Genomic DNA, 18,965 nt, shown 5'->3' with positions numbered 1-18,965 from the left:
CGTTAAAAATAAATTTGCTTGGGAAAATTTCTATCGACGAGATAATTTCCAAAATTGCATCAAATTGTGTTTTTTAGGTTAAAAATTGTGATATTTTGACCGTGCTTTTTGATCGTATCGACGTTCAAAATATCGTAAAGTTATTGATTAGGCGCCCTTGTAAAACTTCATTTTCCGCGAACCAGAGAGGTGATTCCAATGAAAAAATTTGCACCATTCATATGCACACTATTTTTAGCAGCTTGTGCATCAACGGATGCACCAAAAGACGGCGCAAAAGTATCTGCAACTGATCCTGATGATTACGTCACTGGTAGCAACATTCCGCGTCATACAAAAAAGGATATCAAGTCGATGACACCTGAAGAACTGGCTTTTATGCAGCAAGATATGGCAGCTAGAGCAAATATGAGCTCCACAGGCAATAAGGGTAGCAAATAAAAAACGTCGTCTTGCAGTAAAGCGACGACATCGCAAAAACGATGAATTTCGCTATCACTTAAGATACAACCGACACATGGGATACATGGGATACATGGGATACATGCATTATTTGCATAAGCATGTATCCTAATTCGTGCAAAAATGTTTTCTTCTTCAAACTGACGGAAACACTACCATGTCTGACTCTCTGGTCTATCTCAACGGCGCCCTCACCCCAATCTCTGAAGCTAAAATTCCGGTACTCGATCGCGGGTTTATCTTTGGGGATGGAATTTATGAGGTTATTCCTGTGTATGCGCGCAAAATGTTTCGTTCTGATCAACATCTTGCGCGTTTATTTCGCAGTCTGGCTGCAATAGGTATTACCAATCCGCATAACAAGGAAGAATGGTTGACTCTCATAGATCAGGTCATGAGTGCACATGAAGCCGACGATCAAATGGTGTACATCCAGGTTACACGCGGTGTCGCGAAGCGCGCGCATGCGTTTCCTCAGGAAGCGACACCAACAGTCTTTATTATGACAAATCCCATCGTCTTGCCAACGGCAAAAGCGAGAGAACAAGGCGTTGCTTGTGTTTCGATGGAAGACAAGCGCTGGTTACGTTGCGAAATCAAATCTATCTCTCTTCTTGGTAACGTACTGGCTGCACAAAATGCTGCCGAAAACGGTGTCACTGAAACTATCCAGTTTCGGGATGACTATCTGACCGAAGCATCGTCATCCAATGTATGGATTGTCAAAAATGGCATTTTAATGGGACCACCAACCGATAATTTAATCCTGGAAGGAATACGCTACGGCTTAATACAAGAGCTCTGTGCGGCGCATAAAATCCCCTTCGAAGCTCGGCGTATTACGCGGCAAGAGGTGTTTTCAGCAGATGAAGTCATGCTTTCTTCAGCGACAAAAGAAGTCCTTGCAGTTGTCCAGATTGACGATCAGACTATTGGAAAAGGCGTACCTGGCCCCATCTACCAACAATTGTTTAAGGCCTACCAGGAAGCTAAAGCGGTCTAAACCACACTGCCATCAGTATTCATTGCTTGATCTGGTGTCGCAGTATCAAGCAAACAAGCGAATAATGAAATGGAACTATGATGGAAATGAAACCCATTCCCCCAGAAGAAAGTCTGATCGTTTATCCGAGCGAATTCCCGATCAAAATCATGGGTGCAATGCATGATGCCTTTGCGCAAACCATGGTCGACGTAGTGACTACCTATGACCCGACTTTTCATGCGGGGAAAATGGATATGCGACCTTCCAGCAAAGGTAGCTACCTAGCGTTGACAGTGACCGTGTGGGCTACCAGCCGCGAACAGCTCGATAATTTGTATCGCGAATTATCAGCGCATCCGATGGTCAAAGTGGTTCTCTAAGTCTTATCTGATACACACGGTAGGATGATGCCAAACCTGCGGTAAGTTGCCAATTCAGGTAGCTTACCGCAAGCTTTATTGGGGTCTGCTCACGTCGTCAAACTTCTAAAAATTTTATTTCCTTTATTTTTTACGATGTAATACTAAATAATAGTGCGGCAGACACTGCCCCAAGAATTGGTCCGACGACGGGTACCCACGCGTAGTTCCAGTCACTATCTCGCTTTCCCGGAATCGGTAAAATTGCGTGCATAATACGTGGACCAAGATCACGTGCCGGACTCATTGCGTAGCCTGTGGTACCGCCCAGAGAAACACCAATTCCTAAAACTAGCAAGGCAACTGGCAACGCGTTCATGGCACCTAAGCCGACATTCGGAACCGCCATATTTAATACCGCAAACACAAGAACAAAAGTAGCGATCGCTTCCGAAGTCAAATTTCCATACGTACTGCGGATAGCCGGGCCTGTACAAAAGACGGCGAGTTTAGAGTCTTGGCAGCTAGTTTCAGAAAAGTGCTTGTAATACACCACCCAAACTAGAAATGCGCCTGCCATACCCCCGGCCATTTGCGCGAAGATGTAGCCAGGCACTTGCGCCCATGCGAACTTGTGAGCAACAGCCAAAGCAATCGTCACCGCTGGATTCAAATGCCCGCCGCTTGCCGCCGCAGTACAAAACACGGCAACAAACACAGCCATCGCCCAACCAAGTGCGATGACGACGAGGCCACTGTTGAAGCCCTTGGTCTTTTGTAAGATCACATTAGCAACAACGCCGTTACCCAATAAAACCAGCATGGCAGTGCCAATGAACTCAGCAAATAAAGGATTCATTTTGTATTCATTTTCTATGTAAAGAGCGCGCACCACAGTCATGAGTGACCCTGTGTCATTTGCCCAGACAACAGTAATCCCTCAACTCAACAAAGGAGCTGAAAAAATCGTCTGGACAAATTTTTAGCGGTGGTCGCTGCTTGAATTAATAATGGGAAAAGAAGCTTGTCAGCGCAGATCGAACCATGTCATGTCTCATCCGCCCACGCTTTACTTGCATTGATAGCACGCTGCCAGCCGTGCATGTTGGCGCTGACTTTGTCAGCTGGCATAGAAGGTTTAAAGCGCCGATCTAATTTCCATTGGCTTTGAATTTCTGTGAGATCTTTCCAAAAGCCAACCGCCAAACCAGCAAGATAGGCGGCGCCCAAAGCTGTCGTTTCAGTGATTTGGGGACGCACGACATCTACGCCTAAAATATCAGACTGAAATTGCATCAGTAAGTTATTTGCCACAGCACCACCATCGACGCGTAATTCTGCGATGCGATCCCCCAAGTCAGCTTCCATCGCTTTTAAGACGTCAACGGATTGATAGGCAATGCTATCGAGTGCGGCGCGAGCAATATGGGCAGCCGTTGTGCCACGCGTCACCCCAAACATCGCTCCACGCGCACGTGGATTCCAATGCGGCGCACCGAGTCCGGCAAACGCCGGCACCAAATACACGCCATCGCTGTGAGGAACACTTTGAGCGAGCGCTTCAATTTCTGCGGCATGGCGAATAATGCCGAGGCCATCACGAAGCCATTGCACGACAGCACCACCAATAAAGATGCTGCCTTCCAATGCATAATGAACTTGATCTCCGATCTTCCATGCGATGGTAGTAACGAGATTGTTACTAGATTCGATGGGCTTTGTACCTGTATTCATTACCAGAAAACAACCTGTCCCATAGGTATTCTTGACCATTCCAGGTTTGACACACATTTGACCAAACAAGGCCGCATGTTGATCACCAGCAATGCCCGCCAAGGGAATTTCAGAAGCGAACAAAGTCGTTTTAGTTTTGCCGTAAATTTCAGAACACGAGCGAACTTCTGGCAACATACTACGTGGTATTTCCAGTATATCCAGGAGTTCCTCATCCCACTGCAAGGTATGAATATTGAACAACATCGTGCGTGAAGCATTGGTGACATCCGTCACATGCAATGCTTGCTGCGAGAAATTCCACACGAGCCAGCTATCAACAGTACCAAAGGCCAATTTACCTCGGTTGGCGAGTTCACGCGCGCCAGCAACGTTATCTAAAATCCAGCGTATTTTGGTCGCTGAAAAATATGCATCAATCGGCAAACCAGTTTTCGACCGAAATTTATCTTCCAATCCACGTGCTTTCAATTGATCGCAAAATTCAGCGGTACGGCGATCTTGCCATACGATCGCATTGTACAAAGGACGACCGGTTTCTTTATGCCAAACGATGGTCGTTTCACGTTGATTTGTTATACCGATGGCGGCAATTGAGCCTCCAGCCAAGCCGGCATGAGCAACTGCTTCGGCGGCAACGCCAGCTTGCGTCGACCAGATTTCTTGTGGATCATGTTCGACCCAACCCGGTTGTGGATAAATTTGTTGAAATTCTTTTTGTGCGACTGCAACGATACTACCGCTATGATCAAACAACACCGCGCGTGAACTCGTGGTGCCCTGATCTAATGCCAGAATATATTTACTATCCATCTGGGTCTTCTCCATGGTTGATCTCCGATTTTTATTTTATTTACCAGCTTTGAGCCATTGCCTGGGACAAGGGCTTTTCGACCAGTTTTATTCGTCCCGCTGAACTGCTAATGTGGTTAACCCTCTAAATATCTTCGCGTACGTCGAAGTCGCTAATGTGGCAGCGCTGATCGACAGTGAGGATATTTCGGTTGAAAGGAGGCACGCAATGGCTTAATGTTTTCGCGCCAAGTATGCTTGTAGTGCCGTAATTGCTTCCTGTGTGGTATGCAAACCCAGCTTACTTCGCCGCCATAAAATATCTTCGGCACTACGTGCCCATTCATGCTCTACAAGATAATTGACCTCTATCTCAAACAAGCCAGGACTCACTTCTGCACCTAAGTCTGATAGTGATTGGCAATCCGCCAGCATACGTTGTGCTCGGGTACCGTAACTACGGGCATAACGATGCGCGAGGGCTTTTGGCAACCAGGGGTAGCCTGATTGAAAGCGATCAAAAAACCCTGAAAAGTCAGCATCTGGAATATCACCGCCTGGTAAAGAAGCCTTTGCCGTCCATGGTTTCTGTGCAATGCCCAAAGGCTGTTCAAGCATATTGACTGCTTCTTCAGCGAGGCAACGGAAGGTCGTCATTTTCCCACCAAACACAGACAATATTGGCGCCTGACCATCGAGCGTATCTAACTCAAGGTGATAATCACGCGTCACTGCCGACGGGTTGGCTGCATCTTCCTGCTCCAGCAGCGGTCGGACACCGGAATAAGTCCACAACACGTCTGCTGGATTGATGCTTTGTTTAAAATATCGGTTCGCTGAATCACATAAATAGGCGACTTCTTCGGAGGAAATTTTTACACTGTCAGGATCACCCTTATATTCAAGATCCGTGGTGCCAATCAGCGTAAATTCATGTTCGTAAGGGATAGCAAAGATAATACGTTTGTCCGGATTTTGAAAAATATAGGCATGATCGTGCTCAAACATTTTTCTCACGACAATATGACTCCCCTTTACCAGACGCACGTCATTTTTGGCAGTTTGATGTAAATGCTGATGGAGTAGTTCACTAGCCCAAGGTCCGGCGGCATTCACGATGGCGCGTGCTAATACCGGGATTTGTGTCTGATTATTTTTCAGTAAAGTTGCATGCCACAATCCCCCTTCACGATGCGCTGATTGCAATTTTGTGCGTGTCAGAATACGCGCGCCACGTTCTTGCGCATCCATCGCATTGAGCACGACCAGACGGGCATCATCGACCCATGCATCCGAGTATACAAAGCCTTTGTGCATGCTGTCATGCAAAGGGGCACCAAGTGTATGCGTATCCAGATTAACACCGCAGGACCCAGGTAATAATTCACGTCTGCTGAGATGATCGTACAAAAACAACCCAGCGCGTATCATCCATGCTGGCCGCAGATGCGGAACGTGTGGCATCACAAAACGTAGCGGCCAGATGATATGAGGCGCAGCGCGCAGCAAGACTTCGCGCTCTTTCAAGGCTTTGCGTACGAGACCAAATTCATAGTACTCAAGGTACCGTAGACCACCATGAATCAGCTTGGTACTCGCCGATGAAGTATGACCGGCAAGATCATCTTTTTCGCACAATAAAACTCGCAAACCACGACCCGCAGCATCACGCGCAATTCCTGCACCGTTAATGCCACCACCTACAACCAGTAAATCGTAATGCAGATCATTCGTCATGATGTCAGGCCAGTTTGCAATAAAAGAATTATACGAGCGGAAAACACGACAAACTGATGAAATTTTCATATGACCAATATCAGTATTCATGTTCGAAAACGATCATAAATCATCAAATGAATAAGTTCAAGTTCGTTTTCAAACATTTTAATAAACTTTCTGCACAGAAGCATTTTCACAACAGTAAATGTAAAAAAGTATTTTTTTAATAAATTTCTCTCTTTTATCGGGTTGAAATATGCTTGATACAAGCTTCGTTTAAAATGAACTTATTCAATCAATTTTCGTTTTCAAACATTTCCTCTTTTGCCGAAGGATGCTTGTACATGTCTAAAGCCGTGCTCCAGTCGTATGATCAGTCAACTACTCAGACACTGAACCTGCGGCAACAAGAATTATTAGCTGGCGTACAAAGAGGAGGATTTGCTTCAGTTGAGCAATTGGCAGCGCAATACAGAGTCACGCAACAAACCATACGACGCGATATCAATTTATTGGCAGATATGAATTTGTTGCGCCGGTTCCATGGTGGCGTAGGACTCACCTCCAGCGCAGAAAATATGGCGTATAACGCCCGCCAAACTTTGCTTTCCGACGAGAAACGACAGATTGCTGCCGCAGTAGCGCAACATATTCCAGACCATGCCACCTTGTTCATTAATCTGGGGACAACCACAGAAGAAATTGCGCGGGCGCTGTCCAATCACAGAAATTTACGAGTTATCACCAACAACATGAATGTTGCCAGCATCATGTGCAACTATCAGGATATCGAAGTGATTGTCACTGGCGGCGTCGTGCGCCCCAGAGATGGCGGACTGACTGGCGAAGCAGCGGTTGACGTGATTCGTCAATTTCAAGTCGATTTTGGAATTATTGGCATTTCAGGCATAGAAATGGATGGCACTCTACGTGAATTTGACTATCGTGAAGTGCGCGTTTCTGAGGCTATTATTCACCATTCCAGAACCGTATTTTTGGCGGCGGATCATTCTAAATTTGATCGCCCTGCACTCGTCAAATTAGGCCACATGTCGCAGATCGATATGTTGTTCACGGACCAGCCAGTACCAGAACCAATGCAAGCAACATTTGAAAAAGTAAAAACTAAAATCGTGCTTGCTTGAACGCCACAACTATCTTTGATGATTCACCGAAAAGTATGCGCGAAAATAGGGTAATTACTCAACGTTTTGCCAACGCGACCTCATTGAGGAGCCATTCACGAAAAGCACGCACTTGCGGTTTTTGCAAAGCTTGTTCCTGATACACCAAATGGTAGGAAACCGGACATGGAATTTCGATATCAAACAAGCGGATTAACTGACCGCTTTGGATGTCTGATTGCACGATTTCATGCCGTCCTAGTGCGATACCCTGACCGTCGACAGCAGCACGGGCGAGAATCGACGCATCCTGAAACACCAGACCATTGGTTGGCTCCTCGTTATCTAAACCGGCAGCACGGAACCACGGTTTCCATGGCTCTTCATCACATCGCAACAAATTAGAGGCGGCCAATTCTGCCGGTGTCGCTGGCAAATGGCCGCCGTGATAATACGGACTCACCACCGGGTAATAATAATCTCCCATCAAAAATTCAGACACCAGTCCTGGGTAATTACCAAGACCAAAGCGAATCCCGATATCAATCGAATCACGCGAAAAATCAGACAATTGATTACTCGACTGCAAACTTACCTCAAGGTCTGCATAATTCTCAATAAATCGACCGAGACGCGGCGACAACCATCGCGCAGCAAACGATGGCAATGAGGTAATTCCTAAGCGTTTTTGTTGATTGCGCTTTTGTAATTGTTCGGTGGCTTCGACCAAATTTTGCAATGTCTGACGAATCGCCAACGCATACCGCTCCCCTTCGACATTGAGCTCTAAACGTTTACCACGACGTACGAATAACTCGACACCCAACTCTTCTTCCAGTCCACGCACTTGATGACTGACGGCACCATGCGTCAGATGAATTTCTTCCGCCGCCTTGGAAAAATTCTGATGACGGGCTGCTGCTTCAAAGGCACGAAGTGCTGCTAAATTAGGCAATTTTCTGATATCCATTTTTCATATATCCGTCATCAGGAATACACATAACAATGTGAATTTTATTAGCAAGCAAAGCCAAAATTTCTCGTTTTGTTTCTTAACTAGTAGCGCCTACAATGCTCTCATCGCAATGCAGCATTGGATTTTCCCCTAACAAGTCAATTTTTAATTGATTTTTTGCTGCACAACAAGGAGCACGGAAATGACAAATAATTTCGCAAACCCATCTTACACTATCACTGCTGGAAAAACACTTTCTGGCGTGTCCCCTGTCGATCGTAAAGTCAGAGTCGTGTGTGGTCGCGTTTGGTTGACAATCGCTGGTGACGATTGCGATTTTTGGTTGACTGATGATGAAACCGTTGTCATTCCTGCTAATCGCATGGTAGTGGTAGAGTCAGATCAACAAGCAAGTTTGATCGAATTGCAAACAGTGACCAGCCAGGTCGTGACAAATCAGCCTGAATTTTTGGTGGCAAATTATTTGCAAAAGTTATCACAAAAGCTGACACACGTTTTTGCTTAAAGCTGTAAGGGTAATAATCGGGCTTGCGTCATATCTGCGTGCTCTTAACAGGATTGCAATGTCGTTAGCCCGATAGCAGCTCAGCAACTTCAACAACTTCAGCAGCTCCAACAGTTTTGAGCTGGCAATAAAATACCGCTAGGTTCGAGTCTTCGTCGAATTAGCAAACTAAACCTGCTTGAGAGTATCTGCCATCGGCGAGTCATGCTGATGTTAACTACTTGTTTCTATTTGTCCGCAGGAAAAACGGCCATCGCCAGTCAAGAATGTTAAACTAGCGGTCTATGCAAAACAGTACCTCTACTTCCACTATGCCCATCATTCTGCAGCGTGGCACTGAGCCTTATCCGCAGACCTTCGATGCGATGCGCGCCTTTACTGACGCGCGTGATGCTAATACGCCCAATGAATTTTGGATTGTCGAACATCCGCCGGTATTTACGCTGGGGTTGGGCGCCGATCAGTCGCACGTGTTGGCTGCGCATGATATCCCTGTGGTTCAAACTGACCGCGGTGGCGAAGTCACGTATCATGGCCCGGGTCAGGTTGTCATTTATCTCATGATGGACTTGCGTCGTAGCCACCCCAAAGCACGTTTATTTGCACGAGAATTCGTCCATAAGATAGAACAAGCCGTCATCGACACGCTGGCAGCGTATAATCTGGCTGGCGAACGCAAGGAAGGCGCACCTGGCATTTATGTTTGCGACGGGCCATTTAAAGGCGCAAAAATTGCGGCGTTAGGTCTCAAAATACGCGGTAATGGTTGCACCTATCATGGCGTATCTTTAAATGTAGATATGGATTTAGCACCGTTTTCATGGATCAACCCTTGTGGTTATGCCGGACTGGCAACCGTGGACATGAAAACTCTGGGCGTCCATGCAGCCTTAGCCGATGTACAAAATGCCCTCGCACAGAATTTGCAAGACTTATTGTCTGCACCCGATTGAATTTTTTGAAATTTTTCGACACCGCTCCGTATCATGACAACCGAAAATACTCCTGTCTCTCCTGCTGACACCAGCAATGCGGCTACTGCCGCCTACGATCCGACTGAAAAGCAAAAAGGCGCGAGTAAGACTGCGCGTATTCCTATCAAGATTGTACCGATGGAACGTCTGCCGAAACCAGACTGGATACGTGTCAAAGCAGGTTCACCAACCACCCGTTTTTATGAAATCAAAGACATCCTGCGCGCCAATAAACTGGTGACGGTCTGTGAAGAAGCCTCCTGCCCGAATATTGGCGAATGCTTTGGTAAAGGTACTGCCACCTTCATGATCATGGGAGACAAATGCACCCGCCGCTGCCCATTCTGCGACGTGGGTCATGGCCGTCCAGATCCACTTGATGTCAACGAACCCGCGAATCTGGCAAAAACCATTGCTGATTTAAAACTCAGCTATGTTGTTATCACTTCTGTTGACCGCGACGATTTGCGCGATGGCGGCGCCGCCCATTTTGCTGAATGCATCAGCAAAATCCGCGAACTGTCACCAACAACACGCATCGAAATTCTGACGCCAGATTTCCGCGGTCGTATGGATCGCGCTTTAGAGATTCTGAACATGGCACCGCCAGATGTGATGAACCACAATCTGGAAACCGCACCGCGCCTCTATAAAGAAGCACGCCCGGGTTCTGACTACGAATACTCTTTAAATCTGTTGAAACGCTTTAAAGAAATGCACCCGAACACACCGACCAAATCCGGCATCATGGTTGGCCTCGGCGAGACCGATGAAGAAGTCTTACAAGTCATGCGCGACATGCGTGCGCATAATGTTGACATGTTGACCATCGGCCAGTATCTGGCACCAAGTGGTCACCACTTGCCAGTGCGCCGTTACGTACATCCTGATGTGTTCAAAATGTATGAAGAAGAAGCCTACAAAATGGGCTTCGCGCATGCAGCGGTCGGTGCGATGGTTCGTTCGAGCTACCATGCGGATCAACAGGCGCATGGGATTGGCGAGTAACGTTAGTCGTAATGAGCTAATAGAGTACAAGAAAATCAATCGCGTCACCGCGATTGATTTGGCCAATTTTCTGATTGCGTTCAAAAGATATTGTACGACGTGTTTCGTTCTGCAAAACAATCGTTATAAATCAATTTTATTTGCTGAATACTTTTTGAATATTCGATGATTTATCGAAAATCATCGATGCTAAGTTTCCGGAAAATTCCGCTGTATCCGAGACGAATATCGATTAGTTTCTTCAGCGGATTAAGATAAACATTTTTGTGAATCTTAAAGACGCTGATGCTTAGGGCTCCCGTCTTACGAAAAATCCCGCCTGACTAAAGACGATTGCAGACATTTCAAATCAAGCAATCAGTCGCCCACTCCGCGAATTTGGAAAAACTTCGTGCACCTCAATACCATCAACCATAGGTCTATCTGATCCGTCAAAGTGTCGTCAAAATTTCTCATGATGCTAATGGGCAATTTTGTCAGATCAATACACAAGAAATTAACTTAAAGAAAACGATACTTGCCTGACGTCAATTTTTCCACTGTTATCGCTTGTTGTTAAACGGTGATTATGGCCATTTAGCGTTGGTGTTTTTGACTAAATACACCTATTATTTATTTCGTACACGCAATAATAAATACGCTCGCCAATGCGTTCCGCGACAGTGACATAGAATTTCTTTCCCGCTTAGCAACAAAATTTCAGGTTTTGAACATTTTTATCAGGAGAGTTTTATGTGCGATTTATATTCAATAAGCGACTTTTTTTCGTATGTTAGCCGCCTTGTTTTAAGAATCCCCATCAAATTTGCATTTGCGATACTTTCGCTGTCGCTCCCTGCCGTTGCTTTTTCTGAATCCAGCGTGCCAGCGCCGGGTGGCGAAATGGTGTTCGGTTTTGCTGAATATCCGCCTGTTGGCATTACCAATAAACAGGGAAATCCAGACGGTTATTTGTTTCAACTAGCAGAAGCCGCAATCAAGAAGCTAGGCTATAAACCTCGTCTACGCATTTTGCCTACCACCAGAATTGAAGAATCTCTCAAAGACGGCACCGTTAATTTCACGATTTTAGGCAACAGTCCCAAACGTGCCGCTTTTTGTGCTGTGGGGACAGTACCGATTTTTGTCGATGAATTGCGAGCGATTCATCTCAATAGTGTGCCAAATATTAAGAATGTGGAAGATTTAGCAGGTAAGCGAATTATCCGGTTAGCGGGTTATGGTTATGGTGGCGTTCTGGATTTTCTTTCTAACAAAGAGACCAAAACCAAAGTTGAAGAAGCATCGACCCGCGAGGCTGGCTTAGAGATGATGATCAACGGACGTGCAGATTATTTTATGGACTATGCGGGCCCAGTTTCTACCGCACTCGATAAGATCAACAATCAAAATATCCGAGGTGAAACGGTTTATAAATTAGATTTCGTCGTCCTTGGGGCTCCCAAAACGGCGGAAGGTCAGAAGATGGTTGAACAGCTTGAAAAGGCGCTCAAAGAGTTACAAACTTTGCCTCAATATAAGATGCCTAAGATGTAAAGAATGAGAAAACAATCATTTTTATTCCCATCTCTATGACCAATATTATCGACACGGATAGACTAAGTAAACGTTTGATAGTACAGATCATCATGTTTAGCTCACTGCTAACCTTGGTGATCACGATCATTCAATTAAGCATGAATTATCGCCAGCAACGTTCAGACCTCTATGAAACTCTGGAACAGGTTGGTGCCTATGTTCCTAGCGTGACTGACAGCGTGTGGAATTATGACAAGAAGCAAATCGAATTAGGGTTGAAAGCGATGGTGCAATTGCCCGGCATCGAACTCGCGCGGATTGTCACCACGAATGGTAAGACATGGGAACACGGTAAGCGCGCTTCTACGCATGTGATTGAACGTGTGTTTGTCCTCCGGCACGAAGGCGACAATGGAGAAAAAGAGACGATTGCCGATTTGTATGTAACAGCCAGTATTGATCTGATCTATCAACGGATTGCTGAACAAGCGGCATCCATATTGGTGAGTAATGCTTTCAAGACCTTTCTGGTCGCACTTTTCATGATGTATGTCATGCGACGTCTGGTGACCAGACGCGTACAAAACCTCGCGGAAAAAGTACATGGCTTGAACTTTTTGACACAATCCGAACCTCTGACAACATTGAATTCTGAATCTCATCTCGATCGCACTCGCGGCGACGAAATAGACCTGGTTAACAAGGTCTTGGATGAAGTCGTTTTACGCCTGAAAAATGCCATTGAAGAATTACAAACAGAAATAAGTACGCGCAAATTAGCCGAGCAAGAATTGCTGCAAACACAGCAAAATCTTGAATACCTTGTCAAAAAACGTACGGAAGAATTAGAAATAGAACAGGCACATCTGAATACAAGCCTGAATGAAATCGACCTGGTACTAAACAATGCCTCGATCGGTATTTGCAATATTGTCGGGAATACAGATGAAAGGTATATTCGCCGCCCGAATGTTGCGTTCGAAAAAATGCTTGGATATGCCCCCGGACAGCTTGAAGGTCAAAACACTCGTCTGATCCATGTCAATGATAGTGAACATCAGAAACTCAAACATGCCCTTGAGGTCATCGCTAAAGGGGAAACCTTCAGATCTGAAGGTGTTCTGAAGTGCAAAGATGGTACCGTTTGTGAAGTCGCTCATACTGCGTCAGCCGTCGACGTTAATGATTTTTCCAAAGGGGCAATGTGGCTCGTCGAAAACATCACATTACAGCGCCAGGCTTCACGAGAAATGCTGAATGCCAAAGAACTCGCAGAATCTGCCAGTCAAGCAAAGAGCGTATTTTTGGCGAATATGAGCCACGAAATTAGAACACCAATGAACGCAATTATTGGTTTGTCCGGCATCGCCTTGAAATACGATATGCCAAAGCGGATTGCCGACTATCTGCAAAAGATTAAACAAAGTGGCGAGAATTTATTAGGAATCATCAACGATATCCTCGATTTCTCTAAAATTGAAGCGGGAAAACTAGATATCGAAACCATCCCCTTTGGCATCTACCGCGTCACTGATAACTTGCTTAATTTACTTTCTTCGAAAGCAGAAGAAAAGGGCTTGGAATTATTGCTGAATCTGGATGCAAGGTTACCCACCGTACTTCTCGGAGATCCTTTACGCATCGGCCAAGTATTAATTAATTATGTTACCAACGCCATTAAGTTTACCCATACTGGGGAAGTCAGTATTGATATCAGCGTTGAAGAAAAAAATGAGACCGATGCATTATTAAAATTTCAGGTTACCGATACGGGAATTGGTCTGACTCAAGAACAAATGGCACGGCTATTTCACAGCTTTGAACAAGCCGATTCCAGTACTACGCGCCGGTATGGCGGCACTGGATTAGGGCTCGCAATTAGCAAAAAGCTGGCGGAAAGTATGGACGGAACAGTCGGTGTTGAGAGCGTGGAAGGAAAAGGTGCGACATTCTGGTTTACTGCCCGCGTTGGTGTTGGTTCCTCCGAAACATTTATCTCCACCTCCAGAGAAGAGCTACGCGGTAAGCGCGTTTTGGTCGTTGATGACAATGAAGCCGCGGCGGTGGGACTCTGTTCGATGTTATCGGGGATCGGCTTCAATGCAGAACACGCAGAGTCGGGGCAAGTGTGTATCGATATCCTACAGCAAAAGCAAAATAGTGATAAATCATTTGAATTTATCATGATGGATTGGAGAATGCCCGGCATGGATGGTTTGCAAACTATTGAAACCATCCAAAAAATGCATTTAAAGACTTCGCCTTTTATTTTGATGGCGACCGCACATCGATGCCAGGAACTAGTCAACGATGCAGAAAGTCTCGGTATTGAGCACGTGCTACGCAAACCAGTGAACGCTTCAGAATTGGTCGACACCATGTCCCAACTGATGCGACATAACCCAGTCAAACAACACACCAACCACATCCATAACAAACCTGCGCCATCGACAGTTAATTTAGATTCAATCAAAGGTGCTCGAGTGTTGCTCGTTGAGGATAACGTCATCAATCAGGAAATAGCGTGCGAATTATTGCAATCCGCCAACCTTGAAGTTGATATTGCTGAAGACGGTAAGATTAGCATCGATATGGTTCAAGCAAGGTTTGTAGAAGGCCGTCCGTATGACATTGTTTTAATGGATATGCAAATGCCGGTAATGGACGGTGTCGTCGCCACCAGACATATTCGTCAATCCCATACACCCGCCGATTTACCCATCGTAGCGATGACCGCCAATGCAATGAAGGTTGACCGTGATCGATGCTTGAGTGCTGGCATGAATGCCTTTGTGACGAAGCCAATAGACCAGGACGAGCTTTGGAAAGCATTATTGGATTGGGTAAGGCCACGACCAGGAATCGGTGCAGTCAATCCGCCAGCAATGGTAAGTAATGCAGATTTTGGAAAAAACACACGCGTATTACTTGTCTCTGATAACCCAGAGAGCAAAAAGGCTTTTTCTGAACTCGGTAAATCAGACCACCTTAGCGCCGACGTGGCAGAGGATGAAAATGCGGGCCTTGATAAATTAATTGAAGGGTTTATTGACGGCCGACCATATCAAATGGTCCTTGTCGAATTGCAGGGACCGGTAGAACATGGCGTGATCGTCGTGCAGCGAATACGCAAACTTGAGGGCTACCAAAATTTATCCATCGTCGTCATTGCAGAAAAAATGTCACGTAGCGACCGCGAACAGTATTTATCGGTCGGCACCAATGATTTTCTTTTTAATCCGCTCAGCTCAAGTGAAATGCGCCTATGTATGCAGCAACGGATTAAGCCCGCTGCCACTATGATAGTTGCAGCTACAGAACATCAAGAAATGATTACTGAGCGACCAGAAATAGCAGGGCTTGATTTAAAACTGGCACTCAAGCACATGATGGGCAAAACCTCACTACTAGAAAAAGTGTTGAAGAAATTTTTGGAATCACAAGAAAATGAATTTGTGGCTCTGCGGGAAGCGCATGCTAAAGGAGATTTTACAACTGCTCAACGTTTGGCTCACTCACTCAAAGGTAACGCCGCTAACCTCGGCGCGACGAAGCTTCAACTCAATGCCGAACTTCTGGAACAACAGTTCAGAGAGCGTGAATCATCTGAATTGTTAGAGCCACAAATTCAAGTTGTTGGAGTGGAATTAATGCAAATTATGAATTCCCTACGTCTCTATTTTGATGAGAAAAATAATACAAAATAAGTTCGACCCGATAGAGCAAATTGGATGGAAAATGAATTGTGTGCCGCTATGTCTGATCGTTAGTTAGCCATCTCGACTTTAACGAATAAGTGGACACAACTTTATCTGTTTTTTGATAGGAACTGGTTCCATGATCCGATATTATTTACTAATACCGCTCTTACTGATCGCTTTGGTTTTCGGTATTTCATTCGGACATCTACGTCAAAGTCATCATGATTATCATCAACGTGCGGTACTGACCGTCCACAACCTGGGCGCTATCGTCACAGAAGCAACGGCAGGCTCCTTGCATACGATTGATATCACCTTACAAGCTGCGGCGGATCAAGTTCAATTCAATATTCAACATGAAAATGCTGATAACGCAAATTTAAATAAGCAACTCTATTTTTTAGAACGACGCGTCCCAGGCTTGATCTTACTCACCTATTCGGATGTACACGGCAATGTCAAATCCGGAGAAAACATCACAATTAATATCAGCAACACTGCATATTTCAAACGACTTCAGGAGGATGCAAATATAGGTATGGTGATTAGTGAGCCCATACGTGACTTAAGCACGAACGAATGGGTATTAATTTGCGCCAGACGTTACACGCTGCAAGATGGAAAATTTGGTGGCGTAGTGTATTCATCACTGAAAATTGGGCAAATGATTTCTCAACTTTTAGGAAACAGATTACAGCTAAAAAATAATGATATTTTGCTGATTTTTAATGCTGAATTAACCACGATCAGTAACTATTTCAATGGTCGCGAATCATTAGAATCCATCGGCAAGAAAATTTCCTGGGGTGATCTGGATAATTCGTCGAATTCGATTTCAACTTCAAATGTCCAAATCACACATCATTTTTTTGATCAGAATGAGCGGTTTACTTATGTCAATCAAATACCTAATTTGCCACTCTATGTTGTCCTTGGATTGACCTCAGAAGAGATATTTTCTCCGTGGTGGAAAGAAGTCATTTTTATTTCCTTCATTGACTTGATCCTGGCTGCCGCAATCACGTATGTATTTGTCTCACATTACCGTTCACGGATTAAAAAGTTAAACGATCATGAACAATACCAGATGGATTTGCAGTATCGCTCTATGCATGATCCACTGACGAAATTACCTAATCGCCAACTACTGCTTGACCGCTTGAACCAAACAATTCAGTCGGCAATTCGCGAAAATTATAAGGTAGCAGTGTTCTTAATTAATTTAGATAAATTCAAATTTATTAATGATAATTTGGGCCATGAATACGGTGACCAGGCGTTGCGTGAAATCGCTTTGCGACTCAACGAGATTATCCGGGAGCCTGATATCGTCGCCAGATTAGATGGCGATGAATTTGTAGCGGTTTGCAAGATCGTGCCAATTGACAATTCGAATTTAATTGCGCAGCGCATTCTAGAATGCTTGCAGGCACCATTGCTGTTGAATAATTCACAGATTGTTTTGGATGGCAGTGTAGGAATTTCCCTGTCCCCTGAAGATGGCGACGCCGCTGAAGTGCTATTGAGACGTGCCACGATGGCAATGCTTCGCGCTAAAGCCAGCGAGAAAAATAACAAAGCGCAATATTATTTGCACGAAATGCAATCCGCTGCAGAAGATAGAATGCTACTAGAAAAGCAATTACGGAACGCCATTTCCAATAACGAATTGGTCCTCTATTATCAACCTCAAGTCGACCTGCGAAGTGGCACCTTAACAGGGTTTGAAGCATTAATACGCTGGAATTCGCCGGTATATGGATTGCTACCTCCTGGCCGATTTATCCCGATTGCCGAAGAAACAGATCTCATCAAAGCCATTGGGTGTTGGGTGCTCGATACTGCGTGCAAACAAATTCATGACTGGCATGAACTTGGTTACGAATGGCTGACCGTAGCCATTAACATGTCAGCGGCAGAATTTTGTAGCGGCGAAACGGTGACGTACATTGAAGACGTCATAAAAAGATATCGCATTCCCCCCTCTTGTCTTGAGGTTGAACTTACCGAAAGCTTGTCGCTTAACGATCCGGTGGCGAGTATCGAAACCATGCATAGACTAAAGAACCTTGGCGTTCGTTTAGCCATTGATGATTTCGGCGTCGGATATTCTAATCTTGGTTATCTCAAATTATTTCCGGCGGACTGTTTGAAAATTGATCAGGTATTTACCAGAGGCTTATGTTCGAACCAAGAAGACCGAGCCATTGTGAATACCGTCATTCAACTCGCCAACAGCCTGTCAATGGTGGCATTAGCAGAAGGTGCAGAAACAGAGAGTGAGGCCAGGCAGCTTTGCGAATTGGGAGCAGATCGGGTGCAAGGATATTGGATTGCGCGGCCAGTGCCACCTGAAGAAGTGATTCCGATGTTACAAAAATCACGAATGTTCGATCCGAAATTGTTAATGCCAACCAGTGAGCGTTTGAAAGTGCTGGTCGTCGACGATAGCGCTACGATGCGAGAATTCATTGTAGAAGGGCTATCTGATGTGTTATCGGTAGACTTTTTATGCGCCGAAGATGCCAGTGAAGCCATGTCAATCATCTTATCAAATCAATTATTTGCAATCATCGCAGATAATTATTTGCCTGGTCAGTCAGGTGTTGAATTACTTGCCCAAGCAAGAAAAATCGCGCCCTCTGTGCTGCGCGTGTTGATTACCGGCACACCAAATACGCAACTTTTACGAGAAGCGATCAATTTCGCTGGTGTCGAACATTTTCTTAGCAAACCTGTCGATTTGGACCATTTGCTGGATATTCTGAAAAAAGCCATGGTAAGGGAAGTGACAGCATTTGAACGAAAATAAGACTGATGCATTGGTACGAGTTTATTCTTTGTGGGACTGCATGTTACGCAAATTTACTGGAAGAATTTTTCAGTCCCTTGCGATATAGAAAATATGCAAAAACAAACAAAACTACACCTGGACACAAGAAAATAAGTTGTCGGCTAACAGCCAGATCCTGAATAGAATACAATGGCGGATTCAATTTCGAAGTGCAACCACATGTTGATGCGATTGTAACTGCTTCATAAATACTTGGTGCGGCGTTTTGAAGCCGAGACATTTTCTGGGACGATGATTTAAGCTGTTCATCGCCC

General features: G+C 45.1%; 14 protein-coding genes and 1 pseudogene. 10 read left to right on the top strand and 5 right to left on the bottom strand.

The annotated features are described in order from the left end of the window. Positions 1 to 198: 198 nt before the first annotated feature. From ACO0K1_RS16905 to ACO0K1_RS16895, 3 genes are all read left to right on the top strand, one after another. Entirely contained in the window at positions 199 to 441 is a 243-nt protein-coding gene (locus ACO0K1_RS16905) for a hypothetical protein (RefSeq protein WP_423027837.1), read from the top strand. Positions 442 to 619: 178 nt separating this feature from the next. Continuing rightward, a complete protein-coding gene (locus ACO0K1_RS16900; protein ID WP_423027835.1) occupies positions 620 to 1,465 on the top strand; it encodes a D-amino acid aminotransferase in 846 nt (281 codons plus the stop codon). Between the two features lie 86 nt (positions 1,466 to 1,551). Then, positions 1,552 to 1,827 (top strand): DUF493 family protein, encoded by a 276-nt coding sequence (locus tag ACO0K1_RS16895; RefSeq protein WP_423027833.1) that lies wholly within the window; start codon positions 1,552 to 1,554, stop codon positions 1,825 to 1,827. Positions 1,828 to 1,957: 130 nt separating this feature from the next. Here ACO0K1_RS16895 and ACO0K1_RS16890 read toward each other — a convergent pair whose 3' ends face one another. The 3 genes from ACO0K1_RS16890 to glpD all read right to left on the bottom strand — a co-directional run bounded on the left by ACO0K1_RS16890 (position 1,958) and on the right by glpD (position 6,069). Beyond that, complete coding sequence (locus ACO0K1_RS16890; protein WP_423027831.1) at positions 1,958 to 2,665, bottom strand: MIP/aquaporin family protein; 708 nt, start codon at positions 2,663 to 2,665, stop codon at positions 1,958 to 1,960. A gap of 188 nt (positions 2,666 to 2,853) precedes the next feature. Continuing rightward, positions 2,854 to 4,353 (bottom strand): glycerol kinase GlpK, encoded by a 1,500-nt coding sequence (gene glpK / locus ACO0K1_RS16885; RefSeq protein ID WP_423027859.1) that lies wholly within the window; start codon positions 4,351 to 4,353, stop codon positions 2,854 to 2,856. Between the two features lie 213 nt (positions 4,354 to 4,566). Further along, positions 4,567 to 6,069 (bottom strand): glycerol-3-phosphate dehydrogenase, encoded by a 1,503-nt coding sequence (gene glpD, locus ACO0K1_RS16880; RefSeq protein ID WP_423027829.1) that lies wholly within the window; start codon positions 6,067 to 6,069, stop codon positions 4,567 to 4,569. 326 nt (positions 6,070 to 6,395) lie between these two features. Between glpD and ACO0K1_RS16875 the strand changes: the two genes are divergently transcribed. Then, positions 6,396 to 7,196 carry a DeoR/GlpR family DNA-binding transcription regulator gene (locus tag ACO0K1_RS16875; protein WP_423027827.1) on the top strand — a complete coding sequence of 267 codons (801 nt, stop codon included), beginning with the start codon at positions 6,396 to 6,398 and terminating at the stop codon, positions 7,194 to 7,196. 58 nt (positions 7,197 to 7,254) lie between these two features. On the opposite strand, the gene gcvA is transcribed toward ACO0K1_RS16875, so the two are convergent. Continuing rightward, positions 7,255 to 8,145, bottom strand: coding sequence for a transcriptional regulator GcvA (gene gcvA / locus ACO0K1_RS16870; protein ID WP_423027825.1), 891 nt, complete (start codon positions 8,143 to 8,145; stop codon positions 7,255 to 7,257). A 187-nt stretch (positions 8,146 to 8,332) separates the two neighbouring features. On the opposite strand from gcvA, the gene ACO0K1_RS16865 reads away from it, so the two are divergent. From ACO0K1_RS16865 to ACO0K1_RS16840, 6 genes are all read left to right on the top strand, one after another. Then, the gene (locus ACO0K1_RS16865) at positions 8,333 to 8,656 is read left to right on the top strand and encodes a DUF2917 domain-containing protein (protein WP_423027823.1); all 324 of its coding nucleotides are present in this window, start codon (positions 8,333 to 8,335) and stop codon (positions 8,654 to 8,656) included. 284 nt (positions 8,657 to 8,940) lie between these two features. Next, the gene (gene lipB, locus ACO0K1_RS16860) at positions 8,941 to 9,609 is read left to right on the top strand and encodes a lipoyl(octanoyl) transferase LipB (RefSeq protein WP_423027821.1); all 669 of its coding nucleotides are present in this window, start codon (positions 8,941 to 8,943) and stop codon (positions 9,607 to 9,609) included. A 33-nt stretch (positions 9,610 to 9,642) separates the two neighbouring features. Next, complete coding sequence (gene lipA / locus ACO0K1_RS16855; RefSeq protein ID WP_423027819.1) at positions 9,643 to 10,638, top strand: lipoyl synthase; 996 nt, start codon at positions 9,643 to 9,645, stop codon at positions 10,636 to 10,638. Between the two features lie 732 nt (positions 10,639 to 11,370). Next, positions 11,371 to 12,174 carry a substrate-binding periplasmic protein gene (locus tag ACO0K1_RS16850; protein WP_423027817.1) on the top strand — a complete coding sequence of 268 codons (804 nt, stop codon included), beginning with the start codon at positions 11,371 to 11,373 and terminating at the stop codon, positions 12,172 to 12,174. A 92-nt stretch (positions 12,175 to 12,266) separates the two neighbouring features. Further along, positions 12,267 to 15,863 (top strand): response regulator, encoded by a 3,597-nt coding sequence (locus ACO0K1_RS16845; RefSeq protein WP_423027815.1) that lies wholly within the window; start codon positions 12,267 to 12,269, stop codon positions 15,861 to 15,863. 130 nt (positions 15,864 to 15,993) lie between these two features. Beyond that, positions 15,994 to 18,669 carry an EAL domain-containing protein gene (locus ACO0K1_RS16840; RefSeq protein WP_423027813.1) on the top strand — a complete coding sequence of 892 codons (2,676 nt, stop codon included), beginning with the start codon at positions 15,994 to 15,996 and terminating at the stop codon, positions 18,667 to 18,669. A 180-nt stretch (positions 18,670 to 18,849) separates the two neighbouring features. Here the strand turns inward: ACO0K1_RS16840 and ACO0K1_RS16835 are convergent. Then, positions 18,850 to 18,965 (bottom strand): annotated as a pseudogene (locus ACO0K1_RS16835) (IS30 family transposase); the annotation flags it as partial.

The organism is Undibacterium sp. SXout20W (assembly GCF_049340285.1).
Taxonomy (GTDB): Bacteria; Pseudomonadota; Gammaproteobacteria; order Burkholderiales; family Burkholderiaceae_D; genus Undibacterium.
Note: the sequence above shows the minus strand (reverse complement) of the source record. Positions and strands in the feature narration are given on the sequence as shown.